The sequence below is a fragment of the Thermomonas mangrovi genome, from assembly GCF_028201335.1.
GTDB lineage: Bacteria > Pseudomonadota > Gammaproteobacteria > Xanthomonadales > Xanthomonadaceae > Thermomonas > Thermomonas mangrovi.
The window spans coordinates 716,489-739,683 of record NZ_JAPEVV010000001.1 but is presented as its reverse complement, the minus strand read 5'-3'; the positions used below and the strand labels follow the sequence as shown (position 1 = coordinate 739,683).

26 protein-coding genes are annotated in these 23,195 nt (G+C 71.4%); 15 read left to right on the top strand and 11 right to left on the bottom strand.

Annotated elements, in window-relative coordinates; translation table 11 throughout:
- Nucleotides 1-249: 249 nt before the first annotated feature.
- Together ON759_RS03655 and ON759_RS03650 are read left to right on the top strand one after the other, a co-directional pair.
- Complete coding sequence (locus ON759_RS03655) at nucleotides 250-1,560, top strand: M20 metallopeptidase family protein (protein WP_271678984.1); 1,311 nt, start codon at nucleotides 250-252, stop codon at nucleotides 1,558-1,560.
- A gap of 214 nt (nucleotides 1,561-1,774) precedes the next feature.
- A complete protein-coding gene (locus tag ON759_RS03650) occupies nucleotides 1,775-2,212 on the top strand; it encodes a hypothetical protein (protein WP_271678983.1) in 438 nt (145 codons plus the stop codon).
- A gap of 27 nt (nucleotides 2,213-2,239) precedes the next feature.
- Here ON759_RS03650 and ON759_RS03645 read toward each other — a convergent pair whose 3' ends face one another.
- Nucleotides 2,240-2,719, bottom strand: a complete 480-nt coding sequence (locus ON759_RS03645) for a VOC family protein (protein WP_271678982.1) — start codon at nucleotides 2,717-2,719, stop codon at nucleotides 2,240-2,242.
- A gap of 163 nt (nucleotides 2,720-2,882) precedes the next feature.
- Here ON759_RS03645 and ON759_RS03640 point away from each other — a divergent pair, with 163 nt between their 5' ends.
- The 5 genes from ON759_RS03640 to ON759_RS03620 all read left to right on the top strand — a co-directional run bounded on the left by ON759_RS03640 (nucleotide 2,883) and on the right by ON759_RS03620 (nucleotide 6,613).
- Nucleotides 2,883-3,167: a hypothetical protein gene (locus ON759_RS03640; protein ID WP_271678981.1), complete on the top strand. Its 285-nt coding sequence runs from the start codon at nucleotides 2,883-2,885 to the stop codon at nucleotides 3,165-3,167.
- 179 nt (nucleotides 3,168-3,346) lie between these two features.
- The gene (locus tag ON759_RS03635; protein WP_271678980.1) at nucleotides 3,347-4,252 is read left to right on the top strand and encodes an alpha/beta hydrolase; all 906 of its coding nucleotides are present in this window, start codon (nucleotides 3,347-3,349) and stop codon (nucleotides 4,250-4,252) included.
- Nucleotides 4,253-4,443: 191 nt separating this feature from the next.
- Nucleotides 4,444-5,202 carry a cytochrome b/b6 domain-containing protein gene (locus tag ON759_RS03630; RefSeq protein WP_271678979.1) on the top strand — a complete coding sequence of 253 codons (759 nt, stop codon included), beginning with the start codon at nucleotides 4,444-4,446 and terminating at the stop codon, nucleotides 5,200-5,202.
- A complete protein-coding gene (locus ON759_RS03625) occupies nucleotides 5,192-5,794 on the top strand; it encodes a helix-turn-helix transcriptional regulator (protein ID WP_271678978.1) in 603 nt (200 codons plus the stop codon). Before ON759_RS03630 ends, ON759_RS03625 begins: the two co-directional genes overlap by 11 nt.
- 87 nt (nucleotides 5,795-5,881) lie before the next feature.
- Complete coding sequence (locus tag ON759_RS03620) at nucleotides 5,882-6,613, top strand: hypothetical protein (RefSeq protein WP_271678977.1); 732 nt, start codon at nucleotides 5,882-5,884, stop codon at nucleotides 6,611-6,613.
- A 9-nt stretch (nucleotides 6,614-6,622) separates the two neighbouring features.
- Here ON759_RS03620 and ON759_RS03615 read toward each other — a convergent pair whose 3' ends face one another.
- Together ON759_RS03615 and ON759_RS03610 are read right to left on the bottom strand one after the other, a co-directional pair.
- Entirely contained in the window at nucleotides 6,623-7,285 is a 663-nt protein-coding gene (locus ON759_RS03615) for a glutathione S-transferase family protein (protein WP_271678976.1), read from the bottom strand.
- An 85-nt stretch (nucleotides 7,286-7,370) separates the two neighbouring features.
- Nucleotides 7,371-9,419 carry a phospholipid carrier-dependent glycosyltransferase gene (locus ON759_RS03610; RefSeq protein ID WP_271678975.1) on the bottom strand — a complete coding sequence of 683 codons (2,049 nt, stop codon included), beginning with the start codon at nucleotides 9,417-9,419 and terminating at the stop codon, nucleotides 7,371-7,373.
- Between the two features lie 124 nt (nucleotides 9,420-9,543).
- On the opposite strand from ON759_RS03610, the gene deoC reads away from it, so the two are divergent.
- The 6 genes from deoC to ON759_RS03580 all read left to right on the top strand — a co-directional run bounded on the left by deoC (nucleotide 9,544) and on the right by ON759_RS03580 (nucleotide 15,197).
- Nucleotides 9,544-10,311 carry a deoxyribose-phosphate aldolase gene (gene deoC / locus ON759_RS03605; protein ID WP_271678974.1) on the top strand — a complete coding sequence of 256 codons (768 nt, stop codon included), beginning with the start codon at nucleotides 9,544-9,546 and terminating at the stop codon, nucleotides 10,309-10,311.
- Entirely contained in the window at nucleotides 10,311-11,498 is a 1,188-nt protein-coding gene (locus ON759_RS03600) for a phosphopentomutase (protein WP_271678973.1), read from the top strand. The genes deoC and ON759_RS03600 overlap by 1 nt, the downstream gene beginning before the upstream one ends.
- An 8-nt stretch (nucleotides 11,499-11,506) precedes the next feature.
- On the top strand, nucleotides 11,507-12,214 hold the full coding sequence (gene deoD, locus ON759_RS03595) for a purine-nucleoside phosphorylase (RefSeq protein WP_271678972.1): 708 nt from the start codon (nucleotides 11,507-11,509) through the stop codon (nucleotides 12,212-12,214).
- Nucleotides 12,215-12,267: 53 nt separating this feature from the next.
- Nucleotides 12,268-12,903: a glutathione S-transferase family protein gene (locus ON759_RS03590; RefSeq protein WP_271678971.1), complete on the top strand. Its 636-nt coding sequence runs from the start codon at nucleotides 12,268-12,270 to the stop codon at nucleotides 12,901-12,903.
- Between the two features lie 61 nt (nucleotides 12,904-12,964).
- Nucleotides 12,965-14,368, top strand: coding sequence for a pyridoxal phosphate-dependent decarboxylase family protein (locus tag ON759_RS03585; protein ID WP_271678970.1), 1,404 nt, complete (start codon nucleotides 12,965-12,967; stop codon nucleotides 14,366-14,368).
- Nucleotides 14,369-14,528: 160 nt separating this feature from the next.
- On the top strand, nucleotides 14,529-15,197 hold the full coding sequence (locus ON759_RS03580; RefSeq protein WP_271678969.1) for a CAP domain-containing protein: 669 nt from the start codon (nucleotides 14,529-14,531) through the stop codon (nucleotides 15,195-15,197).
- Between the two features lie 5 nt (nucleotides 15,198-15,202).
- Here ON759_RS03580 and ON759_RS03575 read toward each other — a convergent pair whose 3' ends face one another.
- The 4 genes from ON759_RS03575 to ON759_RS03560 all read right to left on the bottom strand — a co-directional run bounded on the left by ON759_RS03575 (nucleotide 15,203) and on the right by ON759_RS03560 (nucleotide 18,863).
- Nucleotides 15,203-15,469 carry a hypothetical protein gene (locus tag ON759_RS03575; protein ID WP_271678968.1) on the bottom strand — a complete coding sequence of 89 codons (267 nt, stop codon included), beginning with the start codon at nucleotides 15,467-15,469 and terminating at the stop codon, nucleotides 15,203-15,205.
- The gene (locus ON759_RS03570; protein WP_271678967.1) at nucleotides 15,469-16,788 is read right to left on the bottom strand and encodes a TFIIB-type zinc ribbon-containing protein; all 1,320 of its coding nucleotides are present in this window, start codon (nucleotides 16,786-16,788) and stop codon (nucleotides 15,469-15,471) included. Before ON759_RS03570 ends, ON759_RS03575 begins: the two co-directional genes overlap by 1 nt.
- A gap of 21 nt (nucleotides 16,789-16,809) precedes the next feature.
- Entirely contained in the window at nucleotides 16,810-17,961 is a 1,152-nt protein-coding gene (locus ON759_RS03565; RefSeq protein WP_271678966.1) for an SPFH domain-containing protein, read from the bottom strand.
- Nucleotides 17,962-18,164: 203 nt separating this feature from the next.
- Entirely contained in the window at nucleotides 18,165-18,863 is a 699-nt protein-coding gene (locus ON759_RS03560) for a hypothetical protein (protein WP_271678965.1), read from the bottom strand.
- A 105-nt stretch (nucleotides 18,864-18,968) separates the two neighbouring features.
- On the opposite strand from ON759_RS03560, the gene ON759_RS03555 reads away from it, so the two are divergent.
- Nucleotides 18,969-19,334, top strand: coding sequence for a DUF6164 family protein (locus ON759_RS03555; protein ID WP_271678964.1), 366 nt, complete (start codon nucleotides 18,969-18,971; stop codon nucleotides 19,332-19,334).
- Between the two features lie 22 nt (nucleotides 19,335-19,356).
- On the opposite strand, the gene ON759_RS03550 is transcribed toward ON759_RS03555, so the two are convergent.
- Both ON759_RS03550 and ON759_RS03545 read right to left on the bottom strand, forming a co-directional pair.
- The gene (locus tag ON759_RS03550) at nucleotides 19,357-19,911 is read right to left on the bottom strand and encodes a hypothetical protein (protein ID WP_271678963.1); all 555 of its coding nucleotides are present in this window, start codon (nucleotides 19,909-19,911) and stop codon (nucleotides 19,357-19,359) included.
- Between the two features lie 117 nt (nucleotides 19,912-20,028).
- Nucleotides 20,029-21,000 carry a DUF2306 domain-containing protein gene (locus ON759_RS03545; protein WP_271678962.1) on the bottom strand — a complete coding sequence of 324 codons (972 nt, stop codon included), beginning with the start codon at nucleotides 20,998-21,000 and terminating at the stop codon, nucleotides 20,029-20,031.
- 190 nt (nucleotides 21,001-21,190) lie between these two features.
- Between ON759_RS03545 and ON759_RS03540 the strand changes: the two genes are divergently transcribed.
- Nucleotides 21,191-22,279: a helix-turn-helix domain-containing protein gene (locus ON759_RS03540; RefSeq protein ID WP_271678961.1), complete on the top strand. Its 1,089-nt coding sequence runs from the start codon at nucleotides 21,191-21,193 to the stop codon at nucleotides 22,277-22,279.
- A 9-nt stretch (nucleotides 22,280-22,288) separates the two neighbouring features.
- Here the strand turns inward: ON759_RS03540 and ON759_RS03535 are convergent, their stop codons facing one another.
- Nucleotides 22,289-22,570, bottom strand: a complete 282-nt coding sequence (locus ON759_RS03535) for a heavy-metal-associated domain-containing protein (RefSeq protein ID WP_271678960.1) — start codon at nucleotides 22,568-22,570, stop codon at nucleotides 22,289-22,291.
- 51 nt (nucleotides 22,571-22,621) lie between these two features.
- Nucleotides 22,622-23,104, bottom strand: coding sequence for a pyridoxamine 5'-phosphate oxidase family protein (locus ON759_RS03530; RefSeq protein ID WP_271678959.1), 483 nt, complete (start codon nucleotides 23,102-23,104; stop codon nucleotides 22,622-22,624).
- Nucleotides 23,105-23,195: the final 91 nt, after the last annotated feature.

The following is a 23,195-nucleotide window of genomic DNA, read 5'->3' as shown; positions in this document are numbered from 1 at the left end:
ACACGAACACGGGTCTGCCCCGATCAGGGCCAGCGGCGCCGTGATGGGCGAGGGCGCCACACACACGGCTTGGGGCGCTTGGGGGTGCAGACGAGCCGCTTCAGCGATGCGTCGGCGCCTCCCGACGGCCTGTCGACGCCGGAGCAAGCGGCACCGGCGCGCCTGCGTTTGCTAACGTGGCTGCGGGGACTGCCGCGCGCTAGTCGGGCACGAGGCGCGGCATCGACGCGATGCAACCGGGGGAACGAAATGCGCGCAGGCGTTCGGCTGTCGTTGTGGTGCTGCCTGGGGCTGGCGCCGTTCGCCAGCGCCATGGCCGGCGAGGTGAAGCAGGCGGTGGCCGCGGATTACCCGCACCTGGAGGCGCTGTTCCGCCATTTCCACGCCAACCCGGAGCTGTCGCTGCAGGAGGTCGAGACCAGCCAGCGGCTGGCCCGGGAATTGCGCGACCTGGGCTTCGAGGTGACCACCGGCGTGGGCAAGACCGGGGTGGTCGCGATCCTGCGCAACGGCGCGGGCCCGACCCTGCTGGTGCGCGCCGACATGGACGCGCTGCCGGTGGTCGAGAAGAGCGGCCTGCCGTACGCGTCGACCCGTCGCCAGGTGAACCTGGAGGGTGAGGAGATGCCGGTGATGCATGCCTGCGGCCACGACATGCACATGACCAGCCTGGTCGGCGTGGCGCGCCGGCTGGTGGCGATGAAGTCCGACTGGCGCGGCACCCTGATGCTGGTCGGCCAGCCGGCCGAGGAGAACGGCGGCGGCGCCAAGGGCATGGTCGCCGATGGCCTGTACCGGCGCTTCGGCCGCCCCGACGCCGCACTGGCCCTGCACGTCATCCCCAAGTACCCGGCGGGCAAGATCGCCTTCAGCGACGGCCTGATGTATTCCAGCGCCGACACCGTGACCATCACCGTGCGCGGCAAGGCCACCCACGGCGCCTCGCCGCACCTCGGCAACGACCCGGTGGTGATCGGCAGCCAGATCGTGCTGGCCCTGCAGGCCATCGTGACCCGCGAGGTCTCGCCGATCGAGCCCGCGCTGATCACCGTCGGCGCGTTCCGCGGCGGCACCGCGCCGAACGTGATCGCGGACGAAGCGCGCCTGGACATCACCGTGCGCGCCAACACCGAGGCCACCCGCGCGCAGTTGCTGGAGAGCATCGAACGGGTGGCGTTGAACACTGCCCGCGCGGCCGGCGTGGCCGAAGACCTGCTTCCGATCGTGCGCGTGCACGACGATGGCGCCCCGACCACCACCAACGACGCGGCGCTGGCGCGGCGCGTGCGCGCGGCGATGCAGGCCGGGATGGGCGAGGACGCCTTCGTGCCGTGGCGGCAGACCGACATGGGCGCGGAGGACTTCCCGGACCTGGTCGGCATCGAGCCGCCGATCCCGAGCGTGTATTTCGAGGTCGGCGGCACCCCGCCCGAGCGCCTCGCCTCCGGCGACTGGGCGGATTCGCATTCGCCGCTGTTCCGGATCGACGCCGAAGCCTCGATCAAGGCCGGTGTCGAGGCGATGACCTACGCCGCGCTCGCGGTGCTCGGCAAGCCCTGAGCCGCACAACGGGCCGATCAGCTGGCCGGGCCTCGGTTCGACGACTGATGCGGACCTCGCCGGCCGATGCGCCGGCCGCACGTGGGTGAAGCGATGTGTCCCGGCTTCGACCATGGCGCGGAGATCGTCGCGCCCAGTGTGTCGTCCTGGTGGCGCGTCCCGTTTCCGGGCGCCTCCGCGTTCCCAAGGGGGAACCCACCACGAGGAGCGTCCCATGGCGAAGAAGAAGGTTGGGGGCGTGGCGCCCACGCCCACCCGGCGTCCCGATGTCTCGGCCGGCAAGGCGCCCAGGCCCTCGCTGGCCAGTGGCCCGCTGGATGTCTCCGCGCAGGGCGCGATCCTGAAGGACGACGACCGGCTGATGCTGGTGGTCCGCGTGCGGGATGCCGATGGGCAACCGGTCACCGGCCTGAAGAAGGCCAACTTCAAGTGGTGGCAGATGGGGCACTTCTTCGGCGAGTTGTCCGGCTTCTTCGTGGTCGAGATCGAGAACATCCCCGGTTGCGAGGGCCTCTACCACCTGGTCCAGAAGACCTGGTCCACGGTCGGCAACGGCACCATCCCGTTCTACGTTCGGGCGCAGAAGGGCGCGCTGCGCCATGGCGGCGCCTTGACCTTCATCGTCAAGGTGCGCGAAGGCTTGGATCTCTAGCCGGGGATGGGTTGGTCGGCGAGGCGCTTATCCCCGCACCGCCGCCTCGATCGCGGCGACGTCGATCTTGCGCATCCGCATCATCGCGTCGAAGGCGCGCTTGGCCACGGCGGGGTCGGGGCTGTTGATCGCCTCGCCGAGCACGCGCGGGGTGATCTGCCAGCTCAGGCCCCAGCGGTCCTTGCACCAGCCGCAGTCGCTTTCCTGCCCGCCGTTGCCGACGATGGCGTCCCAGTAGCGGTCGGTCTCGGCCTGGTCGTCGGTGGCGACCTGGAACGAGAACGCCTCGCTGTGGCGGAACGCGGGACCGCCATTCAGGCCGAGGCAGGGGATGCCGAGCACGCTGAATTCGACGGTCAGCACGTCGCCCGCGTGGCCCGAGGGGTAGTCGCCGGGCGCGCGGGTCACCCGCGTGACCGCGCTGTCCGGGAAGGTGGCGGCGTAGAACGTGGCGGCGTCCAGCACGTCCTTGTCGAACCACAGGCAGATGGTGTTCTTCGGGCTCATGGCGATGCTCCTGGTCGGCGGGCGGGCGCCGGGATTCCGGCGGCCTTGTGCATGCACGACGGTCGGGGATGGCGCGGATCGACAGTGGCGAAGCAGCTGGCCGGTCTGCGGCGCGGGCGCCGGTTATCCTTCGGGTTCCCCCGCCGCACCGCAGGACGCCGCCATGAATGCCACCGTCGTCGGACTGGTCACGCCGCATGTGCTGGCGATCGTCGACCTCGCCCGGCAGGCCGAGGGCGGGGTGAACGTGGACTGGCACCTGCGCGATGCGGTGGCGCGGTCGATGGACGCGCTGGGCCACCACTACAACGCCCGCGACCTGATGGAGGCCTACCTGCAGGGCCTGGAGGCCGCGGCGCAGGAGGCGGGGCGCTTCCGCACGGTGTACGCGGCGGCGCTGCGTTCGGCGGCAACGATCGCCGCGCGCGACCCCAAGCTGCGCGACTGACGCCGGCGTCGAGGCGGGCTCCGGCGCGCCGCATCGGGGTTGCGCGTCACCCGGGGAGGCACGACCCAAGGCACCCCGACACCGAATCCCGGGCGTGCGTCCCATGACGATGGAGGGGCCCGGCTGCGGGATGGAGGCGGCGACCTATGCTCGCGCCTCCTTCGGCCCGGACCCGTGCGATGCCCCTCGGCGACACCCTCATGGCGATCGTCTTGCGCAACACCTTGCGCCTGTTGCTCAAGCCGGCGTTGTCGCCGCGCTGGCCGCTGCGGTGGCAGCGCCGTTGGCTGGACATCCTCTCGGGCATCGGCCGCTTGCCGCGCGGGATCGCACGCCGCGACGGGATCGAGGCGGGCGTCGCAGTCGAACGCTGGGAAGAGCGCGCCGCCGTCGCGCGCCCGGCCGGCACCTTGCTGTTCCTGCATGGCGGGGCCTATTGCGTGGGGTCGCCGCGCACGCATCGCGCGCTGGCCGCGTGGCTGGCGCGCGCCACCGGCATGCCGGTGGTGGTGCCCGACTACCGGCTCGCACCCGAGCATCCGTTCCCGGCGGCGCTGGAGGATGCGCTGGCGGTGTACGACGCGCTGTCCGCGCAGGGGCCGGTGTTGCTGGCCGGCGATTCCGCCGGCGGTGGCTTGGCGCTCGCATTGGCGCTGCAGTTGCGTGAGCGGGGTAGGACGTCGCCCATCGGGCTTGTCCTGCTGTCGCCCTGGGTGGACCTCCGCGCCGCCCGGCAGCCGCCCCCGGTACCGGGCGAGGCCATGTTGACGACGGCGTGGATGCAGGCCTGCGCGGCGCACTATTCGGCGGGAGCGGTCGATGATCCGCGGGTGTCGCCGCTGCTGGCCGACCTGCGCGGCCTGCCGCCGGTGCTGGTGCAATGCGGCACCGACGAGTTGCTGTGCGTGCAGGCGCGTGCGCTGCATGCGGCCCTGCAGGCGGCTGAAGTCGACAGCACGCTGGAGGTCGCGGAGGGCCGCTGGCATGTGTACCAGCTGCATGCCGGCCAGCTGCCCAGCGCGGATGCGGCGGTGGCGCGGATCGCGGCGTTCGCCGCACGTTGCCAGGGGCGAAGCGCGCCCTGAATCCCCGCTTTGCCCGGTCCCGCGGGATGCGCCTGGGCAGCCATGGATGGTGTCGCGGCGCTCGTCGCGGGGCGCGGCCGGGATGCGACGCATGCAGCAAGGACCACGGATGCGGCCTCGATGCGGCATTTGCCCGATGCCGGACGCGTCCCGTCGACGCAGCCTGCGGTTCCCCCTCACGGAGAACTGCGATGTCGACGGTGCGCGTCTACGACCTGCCCACGCGGGTGTTCCACTGGAGTTTCGCCGGCCTGTTCGCCACGGCCTACGCCATCGCCAACCTGGTCGACGACGATTCGGCCCGTTTCGCCTGGCACATGCTCGCGGGGGTGTTGATGGGCGTCGCGGTGCTGCTGCGGGTGGCCTGGGGCGTGGTCGGCACCCGCCATGCGCGCTGGTCCGACCTCAGCCTGGATCCGCGCCAACTGGCCGCCTACCTCAAGGGCGTGGTCGCCGGCGGTGGGCGCCGCTGGGCGGGGCACAACCCGGCGTCGAGCTGGGCCGCGCTGGCGATGGTGGGCATGGCCCTGGGCATGGCCGGCAGCGGGCTGGCGATGGCCGCCGGGGTCGCGCCGGAGTGGGTGGAGGAGGCGCATGAACTCGTCGCCAACACGTTCCTGGCGGTCGCGCTGCTGCACGTGGCCGGCCTGCTGCTGCACGCGCTGCGGCACCGGGACGGACTGCCGGCCAGCATGGTCACCGGCCGCAAGCGCGACCTGGCGGCCGAAGTCGCCCCGGTGCCCGCGCGCGGCGTGGCGGCGCTGCTGATGCTGGGCGTGCTGGCCAGCGCCGGCGTCGGGTTGGCGCGGGCCTACGATCCCGCGACCCGGAGCCTGGACCTGTTCGGCACCCGGTTGGTCCTGGGCGAAGATGGCGGCGAGGCGCATGGCGCGGGCGCCGAAGGCGAGGACCACGACGATGACGGCGACGAAGGGCACGATGACGACTGATCGCGATGCCGGCCAAGGCGGGGCGGGCCGGCCGCTGGGTCCGCACGAACGCGGCGTGGTGGTCGGCACCCTGCTGTTGATCGCCACGCTGGTGGCCTTCGACGTCGGCACCGACCTGTTGCAGGGCGCCTCGGGCTGGCACGTCGTGCTGGAGATCGCCGCCGGGCTGGCGGCGCTGGCGGGCGCGTCCTACCTGCTGCGCGACAGCCTGCGCATGCGCCGCCGGCTGGCCACGCAGGCACGCGATTTCAGCGCGTTCCGGGTGCAGGCGGCGGCGTGGCAGGCACAGGCGCGTCGCCACGTCGACGGCTTGGCGCGCTCGATCGACCAGCAGCTCGACCAGTGGCAGCTGTCGGTGGCGGAAAAGGAGGTCGCCTTCCTGCTGCTCAAGGGCCTGAGCCTGAAGGACATCGCGCGCGTGCGCGGCACCGCGGAGAAGACCGTACGGGCGCAGTCGGCGGCGGTGTATGCGAAGTCCGGGCTGGCGGGGCGCACGGAGCTGTCGGCGTTCTTCCTCGAGGACCTGCTGGTGCCGGCGCTGCCGGCGCGGGTGGATGCGGCGATGGCGCCGTCATCTTCCACCGCCGGCTGAACGGGATGCCGGGACGGGACGGATGGCAGGGCCGGGACGCGGCATCGCTCGGCTAGGCTTCACGCCTCGTTTCCACGGACTCCGTGCATGACCCAGGCGTTCCCGCGCTCCGTTCGCGCCCTCGTCGCCCTCGGCCTGTGCGCCGCGGCCTTGGCCACGACCTCGTGCAGCACCTTGCAGGCGGCGTTGCCGGAGGGATTCGCCACGCGCGCCACCGCCTATCCGGTCAGCGGGCATTCGCCGCGCCGCTTCAACGAGCCGGTGCGCTTCGGTCCCTACAGCGCGTTGCAGATGCGCGAGGGCGCCACGTTCTCGTGGACGCTGCCGTTCGCGGTGGCCGACCTCAAGCGCACCACCAAGCCGGTCGCCTTCACCCTGGTCGCGCGCGGCGAGGCGCCCGTCGAGGTGCAATGCCTGGCACGTGCGTCGTGGGTCGGGATCGGCTCGGCGTCGCGCCGGCTGGAGGTCGATGTCGGTGCGCTCGATGGCCCGATGCTCGACTGCGGCCTGCGCATGGACGGCGAGTCGCCGCAGCGCCTGCAACTGGGACGGATGGGCCACCGCATGTCCGGCACGCTGGAAGCGCCGTGGGGCGGGCACTACGCGGTCGAGAGCCTGCACGGCTACGCGGGTTCGCGCTGGCCGGCGGGCACGCCGACCGCGTATCGGGTCGGCCTCGGGGACGATACCGTCGCGGTGGTCGATGTCGTCAACGCCGGCCGCGTGCACCTGGCCGATGGCCTGGATGCCGGCCAGCGCGTCTACGTGGCGGCCGCCGCGGCTTCGTTGCTGCTGCTGGATCCCGAACTCGGCGAATAGCCACGCCGGCTAATCGCGATCGGGCGCGCCCAGCGGGAAATAGTGGCGGTACGGGCGGGCTTCCTCGACCGCGCGCCGGAACGAGGGCCGCGCGAGCAGGCGCGACCGGTACGCATGCACCCGCGCGAAGCGCGCATCGATCGGATGCGTCCAGTCGGCGTAGAACAGGAACGGCGCGGCGCCGCAGTCGGCCAGGCTGAAGGCCTCGCCGACGGCCCAGGTGCGGCCTTCCATGTGCGCCTCCAGCCATGCGTAGGCGGTGTCCAGCATCGCCGCCGCCTCGCGCACGCCGTACGGGTCGCGATCCTCGGCCGGCCGCAGCGCGTCGAACACGAACTTCTGCTGCGGCGTGGCGATGTACTGGTCGAAGAACCGATCCAGCATGCGCACGTCGAGCGCGGCATCGGCGTCCGCGGGAATCAGCGGTGTCGGCCCCGGATGGTGCAGGTGCAGGTATTCGATGATGCAGCTGGCCTCCAGCACGGTGCGCCCGTGGTCGACCAGCACCGGGAAACGCTTCATTGGCCACAACGCCGCCAGTTCGGCGCCATTGCCGTCGTGCTCGAGGTGGCGGTACTCGAATGGCGTGCCGTGCTCGTACAGCGCCACCAGGACCTTCTGGCAGTAGGACGAAAACGGATGGGCGTACAGGCGGGGCGGGGCGTCGTTCATGGCAGGGCTCGCGCGTCGAATGCCTGTACGACGCGTGGCGGCGCCCAAGATCGACACTCGCCGTCCGTGACGGGCATTCCCGCGTTCACTCCAGCCAGGGACTGCGCAGCGGCTTGAGCTGCGCCAGCGGGGTGCCGGCTTCCAGCGCATCGATCTGTGCGTGCACCTGCTTGGCGACCAGGGGGTCGATCGGCATCTGCTTCTGCACGAACATGCCGTTGTAGGCGCGGATGGCGTCTTCCCGCCGTCCCAGGCGCAGATAGGCATTGCCCAGCTCGAAGTAGCCCGGGATCGCCATCGGCAGTTCCTTCAGCGCTTCTTCCAGGCGCAACGCCACCTTCGCCCAGTCCTGCCCGTTTTCCTTGTAGATGTAGTCGAACACGCGGCCGCCCATCGCTTCGGCGCGGCCGCGCGGATCGTTCTGCGTGCCTTTCCAGACGCCCATTGGTCCGAAGCGGGCGACCAGCACGCGACCCTTGAGGTCGCGCTTCGGGTCCCAGTCGGCCTGCGGCACCGGCAGCAAGGTGCCCATGCCCATGACGAACCAGCCGGTCAGGCGACCTTCGACGTTGGTGTCGTCGAGGGTCTCGACCTGTCGGCGGAACACGATGCGGTCGGCGCGCAGGATTTCCTCAGGCGCGAAACGCGAATACAGCGGCAGGCCCGAAGGTGCGATCACCCGGTGGTAGTAGTCGCGCAGTTGCGGATAACGCTGGCCCAGCCCGAGGCCTTCGTTGTCGAAATACTTGTAGGCATCGGCCGTGCCGCCGACGAGTTCGTTGTGGTACTCCCACGCGCTGGGTTCGCGGATGGTCATCGCGAAGGCGGCGATGTACGGCACCGCGACCAGCGCCAGCCAGGCGCGCGAGCGGCATCGCCATGCCCAATCAAGCGCCGCACCAGCGCCGATGGCCAGACCGAGCACCACCGGCAGCGCGTGCCGCACGCCGCCCCAAACCCCGCCGGATCCCACCAGCGCGGCCATGTGGAACGCGCAGGCGAGCACCACCGCCAGCAACGGCCAGCGCAGGCGGGCATCGCGGGCGGCGCGTGCGCTGGCCAGCAGTCCTGCCAGCGCCAGCGCCATCAGCGCCAGCGGCAGCTTGGACGCGACGATCGCCGGCCAGGAGAACCACGGCGGGGTGCCTTCGTACAGCGTGCCCCAGATCCGGAACAGGCTGCCGCTGCGTCCCTCGACGCCGGTGCGCACGGTATCGGCCAGGCCCCAGAGATAGGACTCGGGCAGCAGGGCATGGCGATCGGCGAACGCCAGCGACTGCTGCCAGTGCGGCAGCCGCAGCTCGCCGATCTTTTCCGCGATCGGGCGGTTGTAGTGGTCGCGCCCGTCCGGATCGGCCTTGAATCGGAAGTCGTAGGCGCCCCACAGCACGACCAGGGCGAGCAACGCGGCGGTCGCGCCCATCGCGGTGCGGCGCAGGGCTTCGCGCGGGGAGGTCCGCAGGCCCCATGCCGCGGCGGCCACCAGCATCAGCGCAAGCCCGGCCAGGCCGGCGAGCGCCGAATGCTTGGCGGTCAGCGCCAGTCCCATCGCCAGGCCGGTGGCCACGGCCCAACGCCAGCGCCACGTGGTCGCCAGCAAGCCCGTGCACAGTGCCGCGATGGCCAGCGTCAGCCCCAGCGGCAGGTCGGTCATCACCACCGGCATGTGCGCGGCGACCGTGGGCTCCAGGGCGAGGAAGGCGAGGGTGCCCGCCGCCCATGCCAGCCCGAAGGCGCGCGACAGCAGCAGGCCGAGCACGCACAGCAGCAGGCCGTTGAGCGTCCACATCGCCGGGCGCGACACCGCCTGCGCCGCGGCCGGCACGTTGTCCTGGTACATGGTTTCCTGGACCCAGCGTCGCTCCTCTTCCTTCTCCTTCAGCGGCCGTGGCGGGCGCAGCTTGAAGCTGTCCGGCATCCATGCGCCGACCCAGCGCTTCACCAGCGGCGGATGCTCGGGATTGAGGTGGTAGCCCTCGCCGCGGGCGTAGCTGGTGCCGGCCACGATGTGCCAGGGCTCGTCGATGCTGAAGCCGTCCTGCGCGGTGCCGATGGCGGAGCGCCACACCGCCAGCAGGGACAGCAGCACGACGAGGACGACGCCGGCGAGGCGCGTGGATGCGGTCGGGGTCATGCGCTGTCAGCACGCGGAAAGCCGGTCTGTCAGGCCACCGCGGCGCGTTGCCGCCTTGCCCCAAGTCAATGTGCGCCGATCGCGGGAGGCCTAGGCTGCCGACTCCATCGCCGCCTCGCTTGCCATGCCTGATCGCCTGTCCGCCCGCCGCCTGCTGCGCATGCTCGACCTGACCAGCCTCGGCGAAGACGATCCACCCGCCCGCATCGCCGCGCTCTGCGAGGCGGCCGAGCCTCGCCACGGCAGCGTCGCCGCGGTCTGCGTGTACCCGGAGCATGTGCAGGCCTGCCGTGCGCGGCTTGCCGGAGGCCCGGTGCGCGTGGCCACCGTGGTGAACTTCCCGGATGGCGCGGCCAATCCCGATCGCGCGGCGCGCGAGTGCCGCCGCGCACTCGCGGTGGGCGCGCAGGAGATCGACCTGGTCTTCCCGTGGCGGGCCTTGCAGGCCGGCGATGCGGCGGTCGGTGGCCGGGTGGTGGCGGCCTGCCGCGCGGTGCTGCCGGAGGGCATCCCGCTCAAGGTGATCCTGGAGTCCGGGATGCTCGATCCGATGCAGTTGCGCGCGGCCTCGATGCTGGCGCTGCAGGCCGGCGCCGATTTCCTGAAGACGTCTACGGGCAAGGCGGCTGCCGGCGCCAGCCCCGAAGCCGTGCAGGTCATGCTGGCGGCGATCGGCGACAGCGGACGCGCCTGCGGCTTGAAGGTGTCCGGCGGCGTGCGCACGTTCGCCGACGCGATGGCGTACCTGCAGCTCGTCGAATCGATGATGGGCGAGGGCTGGGCGACGCCGGCGCGTTTCCGGATCGGCGCCAGCAGCCTGCTCGACGACCTGCTGCGGGTGCTGGAGGGCGATGCCGGCGCGGGGCATGCCGCCGGCGGCATGGCGTACTGATGCCGCGCGCCCTGCTCATCGTCGCGGATTCGCTCGGCATCGGTGGCGCCCCGGATGCCGCGTGCTTCGGCGATGCCGGTGCGGATACCTTCGGCCACGTCCTGCAGGCCTGTGCGCCGCAGCTGCCCCACCTGCGCGCGCTGGGCCTGCACGCGGCGCACGCATTGGCGCAGGGCAGGCTGCCGCGCACGCACGAGCGCCCCGGACCGGGTGCCTGCTGGGCGGCGATGCAGCCGGCCTCGACCGGCAAGGACACCACCAGCGGGCACTGGGAACTGTGCGGCGCGCCGGTGGATTTCGAATGGGGCCGCTTCACCGCGTACGAGGACAGCATTCCCGCGACGCTGCTGGACGCGTTGTGCGCCCGCGCCGGCCTGCCGGGCGTGCTCGGCAATTGCCGGGCCTCCGGTACCGAGATCATCCAGCGCCTGGGCGAGGTGCACATCGCCAGCGGCAAGCCCATCGTCTACACGTCTGTCGATTCGGTGCTGCAGATCGCCGCGCACGAAGTCCACTTCGGCCTGGCGCGGCTGGAGGCCACCTGCCGCATCGCCCGCGAGCTGGCCGACGACCTGCGCATCGCGCGGGTGATCGCGCGGCCGTTCGTGGGCACGCGGGCGGGCGACTTCCGACGCACCGGCCACCGCCACGACCATTCGGTGCCGCCGCATCGCCCGACCTTGCTCGACGCGCTGGTCGCATCCGGCCGCGAGGTGCTGGCGATCGGCAAGGTCGCGGACATCTTCGCCGGTCGCGGCATCAGCCGGTCGATCCCGGCCAGCGGGTTGGATGCCTTGCTGGATGCCACCGAAACCTGCTTCGCCGGGGCCCGCGACGGCAGCCTGGTGTTCGTGAACCTGGTCGACTTCGACAGCGAGTACGGGCATCGCCGCGACGTCGCCGGCTATGCCGAGGCGCTGGCGCGGTTCGATGCGCGCCTGCCGACGCTGTGCCGGCTTGCCGGCGATGGCGACCTGCTGCTGCTCACCGCCGACCACGGCAACGACCCGACCTGGCCGGGCAGCGACCACACCCGCGAGTGCGTGCCGCTGCTCGCGGTTGGCGGCGGCCTGCGACCGGGCAACGCCGGACTGCGGCCTGCGTTCGCCGACGCCGGGCAGACCCTGGCGCGCCACTTCGGCCTGCCTGCGCTGGCCCATGGCACCGCGCTTCCCCTCGCTTGCTGAGCACGCCCATGTCGACCCCGCACATCGCCGCCGAGCGTGGCGCCTTCGCCCCCACGGTGCTGCTGCCCGGCGATCCGCTGCGCGCCGAGCACATCGCCGCGACCCTGCTCGACGATGCGGTGGAAGTCACCCGCGTGCGCGGGATGGCGGGTTTCACCGGGCGTTGGCGCGGGCAGCCGGTATCGGTGATGGGGACTGGCATGGGCATCCCCTCGGCGTCGATCTACGCCACCGAGCTGGTGCGCGAATACGGGGCCACGCGACTGGTGCGGATCGGCACCTGCGGCGCCGTCGCCGCGGACCTGCAACTCGGCGACATCGTGCTGGCGCAGGGGGCGTGCACCGATTCCGGGGTCAACCGCACGCGCTTCCGCGGCATGGACTTCGCCGCGATCGCCGGCTTCGACCTGTTGTCCACGGTCGCGACCGCGGCGCGCATGCGCGGGGAGCGGTTCGCGGTCGGCAACCTGTTCAGCGCCGACCTGTTCTACCACCCGGATCCCGCCCTGCTGGACACCCTGGATGCGATGGGCGTGCTCGGCATCGACATGGAAGCCGCCGGCCTGTACGGCATCGCGGCGCAGCACCGGGTGCAGGCGCTGGCCGTGTGCGCGGTCTCCGACCAGTTGCGCGAGGGCGGGCATTGGTCGCCCGCGCAGCGGCAATATGGGGTGGACGCAATGGTGCGGCTGGTGCTGGACGCGCTCGCGGGATAGGCACGAGGCCGGGCCGATTCCCGGTGGCCGCCGGCAGGCGATAAGCTGCGGCGATGGACGCGATCCCCACGATCTGGACCTACGACTGGGTGCCCGAAGGACCCCGTGGTTTCGTGCGCGACCTCCGCCTGCGCTGGGCGGCGGAGGAGGCCGGGCTGGCGTACGCCATCCGCACCGTGCCGTTCCGCGGGCGCGAGGCCAATCACCTGGACGCGCAGCCGTTCGGGCAGGTGCCGTTCCTCGAGGATGGGGAAGTCCGCCTGTTCGAGAGCGGGGCCTGCCTGCTGCACCTCGCCGGCAAGGACGAGCGGCTGATGCCGCGCGATCCGGTCGCGGCGGCGGACACGCTGCAATGGGTGATGGCGGCGCTGAATTCGATCGAGATGGTCAGCGTGCCGTGGTGGTTCCTCACCATGTCCGGGCAGGCCGACAACCCGCTCGGTGCCTGGCTGGACAAGCGCCTGGGCCAGTTGGAGGCGGTGCTCGCCGGCCGCGAGTGGCTGGCGGCGGGTCGCTTCACCGTCGCCGACCTGGTGATGGCCGATGTCCTGCGCGTGCGCAAGGTGCGCGAACGCGGCGACCGCCCGGCGACCGAGGCCTATCTCGCGCGGATCCTGGAACGTCCGGCCTTCCGCAAGGCGCATGCCGACCAGCTGGCGCATTTCCGCGCGGCCGATCCATCGCCCTGACCCGCGCCGGCCGCGCATTCCGTGACCTGCTCCGACGCCGCATCGTCGTACCGGGGGACGCATGACCTTCGATGATTTCCCATCCTTGCTCGCGCGTGCGCAGGCGCATGCCGGCGACTTCCTGCACGACCTGCCCACCCGGTTCGTGGGCGCGCGCGCCAGCCGCGAGGAGATGCTCGCTGCGCTCGACGGACCCTTGGCGATGGCCGGCGAGCCGCCGATGGCCGTGCTCGACCTGTTGGCGGCGCAGGCCCCACGCGGGGCATCGGCGTGCGCCGCGCCGCGCTACTTCGGCTTCGTGATCGGCGGCGCGCTACCGGTGGCGCTGGCCAGCGACTGGCTGGTCTCGACCTGGGACCAGAACGCCGGCATCCACGTCATTTCGCCGTTGGCTGCGGCGCTGGAGGAAGTCGCCGCGCGCTGGCTGCTGGACCTGTTCGACCTGCCGCGCGGCAGCGGGGTCGGCTTCGTGACCGGTTGCCAGATGGCGCACGTCACCTGCCTGGCGGCCGCCCGCCACGGCCTGCTGCGCGAACTCGGCCGCGACGTCGAGGCCGATGGCCTGCACGACGCGCCGCGCATCCACGTGGTCGCGTCGCGCGACGCGCACGTCACCCTCGGGGTCGCGCTGCGCTACCTCGGGATGGGCACGCGCTCTCTCGTCGCGGTCGACGCGGATGCACAGGGGCGGATGCGCGTCGACCACCTGCGCGAGGTGCTGGCCGGACTGCAGGGGCCGGTGATCGTGTGCGCGCAGGCCGGCAACGTGAACACCGGCGCCTTCGACCCACTGCCGGCGGTCGCCGAAGTCGCGCGTGCCCGGGGTGCCTGGCTGCATGTGGACGGTGCGTTCGGCCTGTGGGCGCGGGCCGGTGGCGCGCCTGCCTTGCAGGCGGTCGCCGCGGGGATGGACCTCGCCGATTCCTGGGCCACCGATGCGCACAAATGGCTGAACGTGCCGTACGACTGTGGCGTGGCGATCGTCCGCGATGCCGAGGTGCATCGCGCCGCGATGACCTCGACTGCCGCCTACCTGGTCCAGACCGCCGGCGCCGAGCGCGACGCGGTGGATTGGGTCCCGGAATTCTCGCGGCGCGCGCGGGGCATCCCGGTGTACGCGGCGCTGCGTGCGCTGGGACGTGCGGGCGTCGCCGATCTCGTCGACCGCTGTTGCGCGCGGGCGCGGCAGTTCGCCGAAATGTTGTCCGCAGAGCCTGGCGTCGCGATCCTCAACGAGGTCGTGCTGAACCAGGCGCTGGTGCGCTTCGACGACGACCAAACCACCCGCGCGGTGATCGCCGGCGTGCAGGCCGATGGCACTTGCTGGGCCAGCGGGACGACCTGGCATGGACAGGCCGCGATGCGTATCTCCGTGTCGAACTGGGCGACCGGCGAAGACGACGTCGCGCTTTCGGTGGCGGCGATGCTGCGCGTGTATCGTGGCCTGCGCGGCGGGGCGGATTGAGCGCATCGCCACTTGCGGGCGTGCCGGTGGCGAATCGCGTGCCTCCGCGATGTTGCGCACGGCCCCACGGTCCCCATGCGCGGCCCGTCCGGCCTGGTGGGCATCCGCGCCCACGACCGGCGTGGCCCGGGCCTGCATTCGCGTGTTCGAGAATCGCCGGATGACCAAGCCGCTGGCCTGCCTGCTGTTCCTGCTCGCGACCACGGCCGGTCGCGCGGCCGCGGCGGAAGACGCCGCGCCGCCGGTGCCGGTGGCATGTCGGGCGCAGGCACCGACGTCCGCATTCGAACGCGCGGTGCTGGCCGAGGTGAATCGCGCGCGCACTGCGCCACGTGCCTACGCGGACACCGTGCGTGCGCTGTACGCGGGGATCGACGCGCATGGCCTGTACCGGCGCGGCGAGCGGCGGATGGCAGTGGGCGAGGGCCCCGCCGCGGTGGACGAGGCGCTGCGTTTCCTGGGCGAGGTCGAGCCGGTCCCGCCGCTGCGCATGGCCAGCTGCCTGAACCTCGCCGCGGCCCGGCATGCGCGTACGAAGGGCAGCGTCGGCGGCAGCGGCCACCAGGGCGCGAACGGCTGGACGCCGTCGAGGCGCGCCTCGGCATCCACCGAAGCGCCGGTGGGATGCTCGGAGAACATCGCCTACGGCTACGACGACGTGACGGAGATGGTCGCCGCCCTGGTGGTCGACGATGGCGTCGCCGGGCGCGGTCATCGCCGCAACCTGTTCGACCCGCGGATGCGCAGCTTCGGTGCCGGGCGCGCCCCCCACCTGCTGCGCCGGATCATGGACGTGCAGCTGTTCTGCCTGCAGGACGTCGAGGGCTGAGCCGCTCAGCCGGTGTCGTCGCGCATCCGTTGCACGCGCTTGCGGAAGTCCGCCACGTTGTTGCCGCGGATCTGGCTCGCCTGCGTGCCCTTGACCTCGTCGACCTTGCGGTCGCGTTCGGCGCCGGTCACGGGTTGCGCCTCGACCAGGGTCTCGCGCTCGAAGGCGTGCGACTTGTCGGTGTTGCGGTAGTAGCGGTACAGCATCCAGTACAGGCCGACCGCGCCGGCCGGACCGAGCAGGAGCAGGCCAAGGCCGCCGTCGTCGCTCATCACTGGCTCCCGATGATCATGAGGGCGATCGCCTCGAGGAAGGTGCCGGTCGCGATCGCGGCCAGCAGCAGCTTCCATTGCTGGACCGGGACGCTGCCCATGGTCTCGCCGGTGCGGCCGTTGACCGCGATGTAGTGCAGCATCCCGCCGTTGCTGCCGGGTTCGTGGTACGAGTACAGCCACACCGGCAGGTACATCGAGACCCAGCGGGTGCCGTGCACGTCGAGTTGCTCGCGCTCCCAGCGCACGCCGCGGTCGAAGCGCCGCACCGAGCCCTGCACCTGCGCGCGGGCGATCGACAGCAGCTGGTCCTCGAGCCGGGGCCGCAGGTGTTCGACGTCCTGGTCGCGCTTCTCCGAGCTGTAGCCGGACAGGTAGGACGCGTTCCACTTCACCGCGTTCTTGGTGTCGAACGGCAGGATCGTGTTGATGATGTTGTTGGTGTTGGCGTTGGTGTCGAGGTTGCCGCGCTTGCCCGAGGATTCCAGCGGCAGGTCGTCGACGGTGAAGTCGACGTGGCGCGCGACCGCGTACACGTCGGCGTCGTAGTAGGTCTTCTTCTTGTCGCCGCTGCCGCGGGTGTAGCGGGCGGTCTCGATCTCGCCCTGGCCGGCGATGTCGGCGCTGGCCCGGCCGTCCACGATCATGTAAGGCATGTACACGCCGACCACGTTCTCCGGCGTGAACTGGTCCTTGAAGGCCTTAAGCGCGAACAGCTTGCGCTTGTCGACGAACTGGCGGATGCGCGCCACCGCGTCGGCCTTCTTGATGTGGAACGGCAGCACCGCGTCAGGCACCGCGCCGTTGGCGACCTGCTCGTTGACGCCGAACACGTGCCGGCACCAATGGCAGCGCGCGGTCATCGCGTTCTCGGTGTTGACCGTGACCTCGGCGCCGCAGCCGCTGCACTTGAAGCTCATCAGGCTGGCGGCGTCGGCGGCGATGTCGCGCGCGCCGGAAGCGATGACCGTGCCGCTGAGCTGGTCGAGTCCCTCGCCGAAGCCGAATTCCTCCTCGACGCGCTGGCCGTGCCAGGTGTGCCGGCAGTACAGGCAGACCAGCAGGTCGCTACCCGGCTTCTGGCGGATGTCGGTGGCGCCGCACTTCGGGCAGCGGTTGAGCCCGTCCTTCAGCTCCTCCGACGCGGTGTCGATGGCGACCGGGTCGGGCTTGAGCAGCTCGTCGCGGATCGGCGGCGGCAGGGTCGCCGGGTCGATGGCCAGTTCACCGGGCGCCGGCGCTACATCGCGCGGCGAGCCCGGGCCGGTCGGCGGTGGCCCCGCCGGGGGTGCCGGCGGGGGTGTCGGGGAGGTCGTCATGCGCGGTGCCGTGCGACCGGGTTAGAGGCCGAGGGCCTTGGCCTTGAGCGCGTCGTAGTCGGCCTGGGTGATCAGGCCGAGGTCCAGCATCTCCTTGGCCTTCTTCAGCCGGGCGACCGGGTCGTCGGCGGCCGGCGCGGCGGGCGCGACCGGCTGCTGCAGCCCGCCGATGCCGCCCATCATCCCGGTGGCCATGCCCAGGCCCATGATCCCCGCGGCACCGCCGTTCTCGCCGGCGGACTGGATGCCCTGGGCGACGCTGGCCTGCAGGTTGGAATTGCCGCGCGCCCCGGACAGCGCGTCGGCGCGCTGCACGGTCTTCAGCAGTTCGCGGGTGTTGGCGTCGTACTCGATCGAGACGATCGCGGTCTTGACGATCGCCAGGCCGCGGTCGGAGCGCCACTGGTACGCGTTCTCGACCGCATCCGACAGGCTCCTGGCGAATCCCACCGAGTCCTGCTGGATCTTGGTGATGCGGTTGCCCTTGGACGGATCGTTGGTGTACAGGCTGAAGGCCGGGGCGAGCGAACCCACCACTTCATTGAACAGCTGCGCGGCGGCGGCGTTGTCGAGGTCGGTGAAGTCGAACACCTCGCCCGGGCGCAGGAAGCTGGCCGGCACGAAGTTCTTCACGAACAGGATCGGGTCGACGATCTTCAGCGTGTAGGAGCCGCGGGTGACCGCGCCGACCTGGGTGTTGAGGAAGCCGTCGTCCCAATAGATCTCCGACTGGGTGCCGAAGCGGTTGTCCGGCAGCTCCTTGAGCGAGACGAAGAACGCCAGCTGCTGGGTGCCCGGGATGCCGCCGAACTTGAAGCGTTCCCAGCTCTGCTTGATCAACGGGCTGACAATCCCGTCGCCGGCGAAGATCGACTGCGAGTTGACGTCGTCCGAGCGCCATTCGTAGCCGCCGGGCTCGGCGGCGAAGCCGGTGATCTTGCCATCCTGCATCAGCAGCAGGCCGTAGCCCTCCGGCACCACGATCTTCGAGCCGTTGCTGATGATGTTGCTGGAGCCGTGGGTGTTGGAGCCGCGACCGGCATTGGTCCCGCGCGGCACCGCGGCGAACAGCGCCGCCGTCGGCGACAGCCCGTCCGGCACCGTGTAGAAGTCCTTCCACTGGTCGCCCAGCATGCCGCCGACCGCACCCACCACCGCCTGCACAAGACCCATGGCCACTCTCCGCGATTCGTGGCGGGGAACCGTCCCCGCCATGCCGCCGCACTATACCGTCCCGATGCGTCGCGATCGGGACGGCCCGCTGGTGCGCACGACTCCCGGTTCCAATACGCAAATCGACCGCCTGGACCGGCCATTCGCACGCGCAGGCGCACCGGCGGGGACGCCGGTGCGCCCGGTTCGCGGGAGGCGCGGGTTCAGTCGCCCTGGATCAGGACGTCCGGGATGTCGTAGCGCTCGTCGCCGAGCATGGCGATGGTGGTATCGCCCTCGCGGCGTGAGGACACCTTCATCGCCGCGGTGCCGTCGGCCTGCGCCGTCGAGAACGACAGGAAGCTGCCGTCCTTGTTGAAGAAGATCGTGCGCATACGGCCGTCGGGGAGGGTCACCTCCACGTAGGGGCCGGTCTCGGCATCGCGGACGACGCCGGCCGGGCAAGTCCCGGCGGCGGCCCCCTTGTAGCCCGCGCACGGGATGATCGAGGTGGCGTGGTACTTGGTGCCGGCGACCTTGGCGTCGCCTTGGCCATCGCCGTCGCCCGGCGTGCCGGAACCGTCTGGCACGGACACCAGCGTCACGCCATCCACGGTGCCGACCACCTTGCCGCCCAGCTTGGCGGCGTCGTCGGCGGACAGGCAGCCGGCGAGGGTCGCGCTGTCGTCCAGGAAGTTCACGGTCGCCTCGCTCTCGCCGATCTTGCGGCAGGCATCGCCGGCATTGGGGAAGCCGTCGCCGACCACGACCAGGCTGGCGGGCCAGGTGGCGGGAGCCGCTGCGGCGGGGGCGGCGGGAGCGGCGTCGGCGGCGGGTGCAGCCGTCTCGGCCGGCTTCTGGCAGCCGGCAACGGCGAGGGCAACGGCGAGGGACAGCAGGCTGGCGGGGATCTTGGCGTGCATGCGTGCGGGCTCCGGAAGGGGTGGGCGTGGACGACCGCCGTCCACTCTAGCGCGTCTTGCATGGCGTACGGGTGTGGTTCGGACGGGCATCGGTATCCTCCGCCCATGGCCAAGCTCCTGCTCAACCTGCGCAATGTGCCCGATGACGAGGCTGACGACGTCCGCGCGCTGCTCGACGCGCATGCGATCGGCTACTACGAAACCCGGCCGGGGCCATGGAACATCTCGCTGGGCGGGATCTGGATCCGCGACGAGGCGGACGTTGTCGAGGCCAGGCGGCTGATGGCCGCCTACCAGGCCGAACGCGGCGCCCGTGCCCGTGCCGCGTACGAGGCCGCACGCCGCGATGGGACGGCCGGCAGTTTCTGGAGCGTGTTGCGAGCCGAGCCGGCGCGGGTATTGCTGGCGCTGTTCGGGATATTGCTGGCGCTTGCACTGGTCGCGTTGCCGGTGCTGCTGATCGGGCGCTGACCGCCCCTGTCGCACCGGCGGCTCAAGGCGAGGCGGGCGCAGGTCGCTCCTTGTACCGCGCCAACAGCGCCTGCAACGGCGGAACCCCGTAGCGCCCGCGTTCGGCATCGCTGACGGTGCGGTCGATCGGGGGCAGGTACTCCTCGCCGGTTTCCTGGTCGATCAGTCGATTGGTGCCGTACTTCTGGCGTCCTTCGGTGAACGTCAGGTAGCGATCGATGGTTTGCGCCACCAGCGTGGCGGCGTCCTTCTCGCCCGCCTCGAAGGCGGACTGCGCCAGGTAGTGCGCGAGCAGGTAGTTCTCCGCGCTTTCGCTGCGCAAGGCGCCATCGCACGTCACGAGTCCGGTGTGCTGCAGGACCAGCGCCGCGTTCAGCTTGTCGGTCGGGTCGAGGGCTTGGCCGGAGGCGAGGATCCGCAGGACATGCTGGCGCCGTTCGGCGTCGCGGTGGTCCTGTTGCGCCGCCATGCGCGATGCCTGGTCATCGCGGGCCAGCTGGGCCAGCTCCGGGTTGCCGGCATGGACGTTGGGGACGGCGAGGACGGCGAGCACAAGCAGCGAAAAGCGTCGCGACATACGTTCGTTCCTTGGCGGAGTCGCGCAGTATCTCCGGCCATCAAGGCCATTGCGGAGTCCGCGTGCGCCCGCGCGCCACGGCTGGGATCGATCGCGCCAGGCGCGTGACGGATGGCGTCATGCATGGGAGATCCCGGATCCCCTGGCGTTGGGCTGGGGCGACTGCGGCCCCGCCCGTCGTGAGGGCCACAGAGGAGGGCTTCTGGGACGGCTCCTGCGCTGCGTGGCCGCACGCGTCGCCGACGACACCGGTGGGGGAGGGGCGATTTCCTCGGCTGAATCCTGTGTTCGCAGGTACGGCCACCACATGAAGGCCACCGCCGCCGCGCTGCCGGCGAGGGTCAGCAGTGCCATCGCGACCAGCAGCGCCCCGACCGTCCGCCGCATCGCGGGCGCCGCGCGCTCCGCCCGCAGGTAGAGCTCCAGGATGGCCAATGGCAACAGCCAGCTGGCGAAGCTGACGCCGACGAACACCGCGCCGGTGTAGTCGATCTTGATCCCGAGCGGCGCCAGCAACAGCCCGGCGAGCATGATGCCGATGCGCAGAAACCAGACCCCGTTGACCAGCAACCAGGCGCGCAGGGCGTGCCGGCGGTGGGCGCCGAAGTCACGGCGCACCGCACTGCGCCAGGCGGCCCAGGCAAAGCCCAGGATCAGCAGCCCGTTGAGGCTGATCGACAGCGTGCTGCCGGTCCCCAGTTGCGATCCGCGCACCCATGTCAGCCAGAAGCCCGACAGCGTCGCCAGCACCGCGACCGCGAGGAACATCCGGCCGTTCCAGCGATGCAGCCGCGGCCAGCGCCGGCGCAGGGCCGGCACCAGTTGCCACGCCCCGGACAGCGTCACCAGGGCCCCGGCAAGGGCATGCCCGACGAACTGGACGTTGCCCACGACGTCGCCGGGCACGTAACCGGTCACATGCGGCTTGGCGTTCAGGCCGGCGAGGTCGCCGCCGGCCAGGTGGCCGCCGAAGAACCAGAGGATGAAGACGATGAAGGCGCCTTGTCCCAGCATCGCGGCGAGGAACCAGGCGCGTGCGCCAAGATGGAGAACGTGGGATGGATCGCGCGGGTGGGCGGTCTGCTGCATATCGCGGCTCGATGGGAGGAGCCGCGACCTTGCGTGGTCACGGACCGCTGGTCTCGCCGATTCGCGAATCGGCCAGCCGGATCGGCGCGGGTCGATTCGGCGTTCAACCGGCGTTCAACCGTGACCGATGGCGCTTGTCCGGCGGTGGCCGTGGCGCGAGCCTGCGCGCCTGGGATGAGGGAGGTGGGCGATGCACGGGTGGCAGGCCGGGATGACGGGGCTGGCGGTGGCGGTGGCGTTCGCCTCGTTGCTGGTGCTGCTGTGGCGGCCGACGAAGCGCGACGCCGACGTGCTGCTCGCGGTGGTCAGCGGTTCGATGGCCCTGTCGCTGATGGCGCCATGGACCGCGGACGCGCCGACGTGGGTGCGCTGGGCGGTCGCCATCGGCGGTTCCGCCACCTGCAACGGCTTCTGGCTGGTGTCGCGCGCGCTGTTCCGCGGCGAGGGCGCGGTTCGCGGCGTGCATGTGCTGGTCGCGGCCTGCGTGGCGCTGCTGATCGCGGCGCACCAGCTCGCCGGACTGGCGGCGGCGCCGTTGCCCTCGCCGCTGGCGCTCGGGATGGACGGTGTGCTGACCCTGTCCAGCTCGATCCTGCTCGGCCTGACCCTGCTGGAGCCGCTGCGCAGCCTCGGTGGACGACGCGCGCCGACCGAACGTCGCCTCCGGCTGGCCTTCGCGGGGTTGTTCGCCGCCTGCGTGTTGTCGACCACGGTGCTGGGTGCGCTGTCGCCGGCATGGCCGGCCGCCGCCGCGATCCACGGGATCGCCATCGCGGGGTGGGCGATGACCATGCTCGGCGTCGCCCATGCCCTGCTGCTGCATCGCGCGCGCCATCCGCTCGCGTCGGCCGCGGCGAAGCCTGGGCTACAGGCCGGCGACGGCGATGCCCGCCTCGTCGCGGAATTGCGCCGGCAGCTCGAGGACCTGCATGCCTATCGCGAGCCCGAGCTCAAGGTGGCCGACCTCGCGGCACGGCTCGGCGTGCCCGAGCATCGTGTCAGCCGGCTCATCGGCCAGTCGCTGGGCGAGGCCAATTTCAACCAGTGGGTCAATCGCCACCGTGTTGCGCACGCCCGCCGGCTGCTGGCCGACCCGGCATGCAGCGCGAGCATCCTGGACATCAGCAGCGATGCCGGCTTCGCCTCGCTGGGCCCGTTCAATCGCGCCTTCAAGGCCGCGACCGGCATGACGCCGAGCGCCTATCGCACGGCGGCGCGGCAGGCGCCAGAGGATGTCGCGACGGAAACAGGCGCGCCGGCCGACGCCTGCGCCGGCTAAGACGATCGATCAGGCGTCGCCGCCGAAGCGGCCGACCGTGCAGCTGACGAACGACTTCGCGCTTGCGGCCATCGCCGCGATGCCCTCGACGCTGCCCTGTTCCGGATAACCCAGCTTGTGAAGGCGCTCGGCGATCACGCTGCGCAGGCTGTCGGCCGCTTCCACCTCGAGATGCCCGCTCGCGGGATCCAGGGCGAGCACCTGCGCGCCGTCGATGGCCTCGACGGCCTTGCGGATGCTGTTCGCGCAGCCGCCGCACTTCACGTTGGCAAGGTCGAATTGCAGGCTCATCGGCGTGCTCCGGCGCGGGCTGCCAGTGTAGCGCCGGCAGGACGCGCTGCCTCAGCCCTTGCCGAGGCGGACCTTGGCGACATCGTCGCGGAACTCGCGCTTGGGATCGGCGCCCAGCAGCAGCTTGATCCCGGCCAGCAGGCTGGAGCTGTTCTGCCACAGCTCGCCGACGCCGGCATCGAAGCGCAGCAGGCGCAGCTTGGGATCGTCCTTGCCGGTGTACCAGGCGGCGATGAAGGGATTCCACAGGCGGTCGATCACCGCCGGGTCGTTGTCCTGCTGCAGTTGGCCGCCGACCGTCGCGAAGAACTCGTGGTCCTTCGAGGCGAACACCAGCAGGCCCTGGCGGGCGCGGCGGGCCGCGGCGTCGGCCAGGTCGTTTCCGCGCGCCGTGAAGAACCAGATCGGCCCCGGGCCGTCCTCCACGATCGCGGTCATCGGCCGGGGATAGACCCCGGTGCAACCCAGCATCGCAGTGCGGTCCTTGGCCAGCGTGGTCCAAAAGCGGTCGGTGAGTTCGCGGGTGGTGCCCATGTGAGTTCCTTGCGTGTTACCGGGGGAATGCGCGTTGTATGCCGTGCGAGGTGATGGCGAAGTGTTGAACTCGACGCGATGCGAACCCCGT

Excerpts from the sequence above, each read along its gene's own strand:
- ON759_RS03610 (WP_271678975.1), bottom strand. The coding sequence starts at position 9,419 with ATGACCCCGACCGCATCCACGCGCCTCGCCGGCGTCGTCCTCGTCGTG.
- ON759_RS03645 (WP_271678982.1), bottom strand. The coding sequence starts at position 2,719 with ATGAGCCCGAAGAACACCATCTGCCTGTGGTTCGACAAGGACGTGCTG.
- ON759_RS03560 (WP_271678965.1), bottom strand. The coding sequence starts at position 18,863 with ATGCACGCCAAGATCCCCGCCAGCCTGCTGTCCCTCGCCGTTGCCCTC.
- ON759_RS03590 (WP_271678971.1), top strand. The coding sequence starts at position 12,268 with ATGGACGCGATCCCCACGATCTGGACCTACGACTGGGTGCCCGAAGGA.
- ON759_RS03540 (WP_271678961.1), top strand. The coding sequence starts at position 21,191 with ATGCACGGGTGGCAGGCCGGGATGACGGGGCTGGCGGTGGCGGTGGCG.
- ON759_RS03535 (WP_271678960.1), bottom strand. The coding sequence starts at position 22,570 with ATGAGCCTGCAATTCGACCTTGCCAACGTGAAGTGCGGCGGCTGCGCG.
- ON759_RS03555 (WP_271678964.1), top strand. The coding sequence starts at position 18,969 with ATGGCCAAGCTCCTGCTCAACCTGCGCAATGTGCCCGATGACGAGGCT.
- ON759_RS03550 (WP_271678963.1), bottom strand. The coding sequence starts at position 19,911 with ATGTCGCGACGCTTTTCGCTGCTTGTGCTCGCCGTCCTCGCCGTCCCC.
- ON759_RS03625 (WP_271678978.1), top strand. The coding sequence starts at position 5,192 with ATGACGACTGATCGCGATGCCGGCCAAGGCGGGGCGGGCCGGCCGCTG.
- ON759_RS03545 (WP_271678962.1), bottom strand. The coding sequence starts at position 21,000 with ATGCAGCAGACCGCCCACCCGCGCGATCCATCCCACGTTCTCCATCTT.
- ON759_RS03640 (WP_271678981.1), top strand. The coding sequence starts at position 2,883 with ATGAATGCCACCGTCGTCGGACTGGTCACGCCGCATGTGCTGGCGATC.
- ON759_RS03570 (WP_271678967.1), bottom strand. The coding sequence starts at position 16,788 with ATGACGACCTCCCCGACACCCCCGCCGGCACCCCCGGCGGGGCCACCG.
- ON759_RS03585 (WP_271678970.1), top strand. The coding sequence starts at position 12,965 with ATGACCTTCGATGATTTCCCATCCTTGCTCGCGCGTGCGCAGGCGCAT.
- ON759_RS03655 (WP_271678984.1), top strand. The coding sequence starts at position 250 with ATGCGCGCAGGCGTTCGGCTGTCGTTGTGGTGCTGCCTGGGGCTGGCG.
- deoC (WP_271678974.1), top strand. The coding sequence starts at position 9,544 with ATGCCTGATCGCCTGTCCGCCCGCCGCCTGCTGCGCATGCTCGACCTG.
- ON759_RS03650 (WP_271678983.1), top strand. The coding sequence starts at position 1,775 with ATGGCGAAGAAGAAGGTTGGGGGCGTGGCGCCCACGCCCACCCGGCGT.
- ON759_RS03530 (WP_271678959.1), bottom strand. The coding sequence starts at position 23,104 with ATGGGCACCACCCGCGAACTCACCGACCGCTTTTGGACCACGCTGGCC.
- ON759_RS03575 (WP_271678968.1), bottom strand. The coding sequence starts at position 15,469 with ATGAGCGACGACGGCGGCCTTGGCCTGCTCCTGCTCGGTCCGGCCGGC.
- ON759_RS03635 (WP_271678980.1), top strand. The coding sequence starts at position 3,347 with ATGCCCCTCGGCGACACCCTCATGGCGATCGTCTTGCGCAACACCTTG.
- ON759_RS03620 (WP_271678977.1), top strand. The coding sequence starts at position 5,882 with ATGACCCAGGCGTTCCCGCGCTCCGTTCGCGCCCTCGTCGCCCTCGGC.
- ON759_RS03630 (WP_271678979.1), top strand. The coding sequence starts at position 4,444 with ATGTCGACGGTGCGCGTCTACGACCTGCCCACGCGGGTGTTCCACTGG.
- ON759_RS03580 (WP_271678969.1), top strand. The coding sequence starts at position 14,529 with ATGACCAAGCCGCTGGCCTGCCTGCTGTTCCTGCTCGCGACCACGGCC.
- ON759_RS03600 (WP_271678973.1), top strand. The coding sequence starts at position 10,311 with ATGCCGCGCGCCCTGCTCATCGTCGCGGATTCGCTCGGCATCGGTGGC.
- deoD (WP_271678972.1), top strand. The coding sequence starts at position 11,507 with ATGTCGACCCCGCACATCGCCGCCGAGCGTGGCGCCTTCGCCCCCACG.
- ON759_RS03615 (WP_271678976.1), bottom strand. The coding sequence starts at position 7,285 with ATGAACGACGCCCCGCCCCGCCTGTACGCCCATCCGTTTTCGTCCTAC.
- ON759_RS03565 (WP_271678966.1), bottom strand. The coding sequence starts at position 17,961 with ATGGGTCTTGTGCAGGCGGTGGTGGGTGCGGTCGGCGGCATGCTGGGC.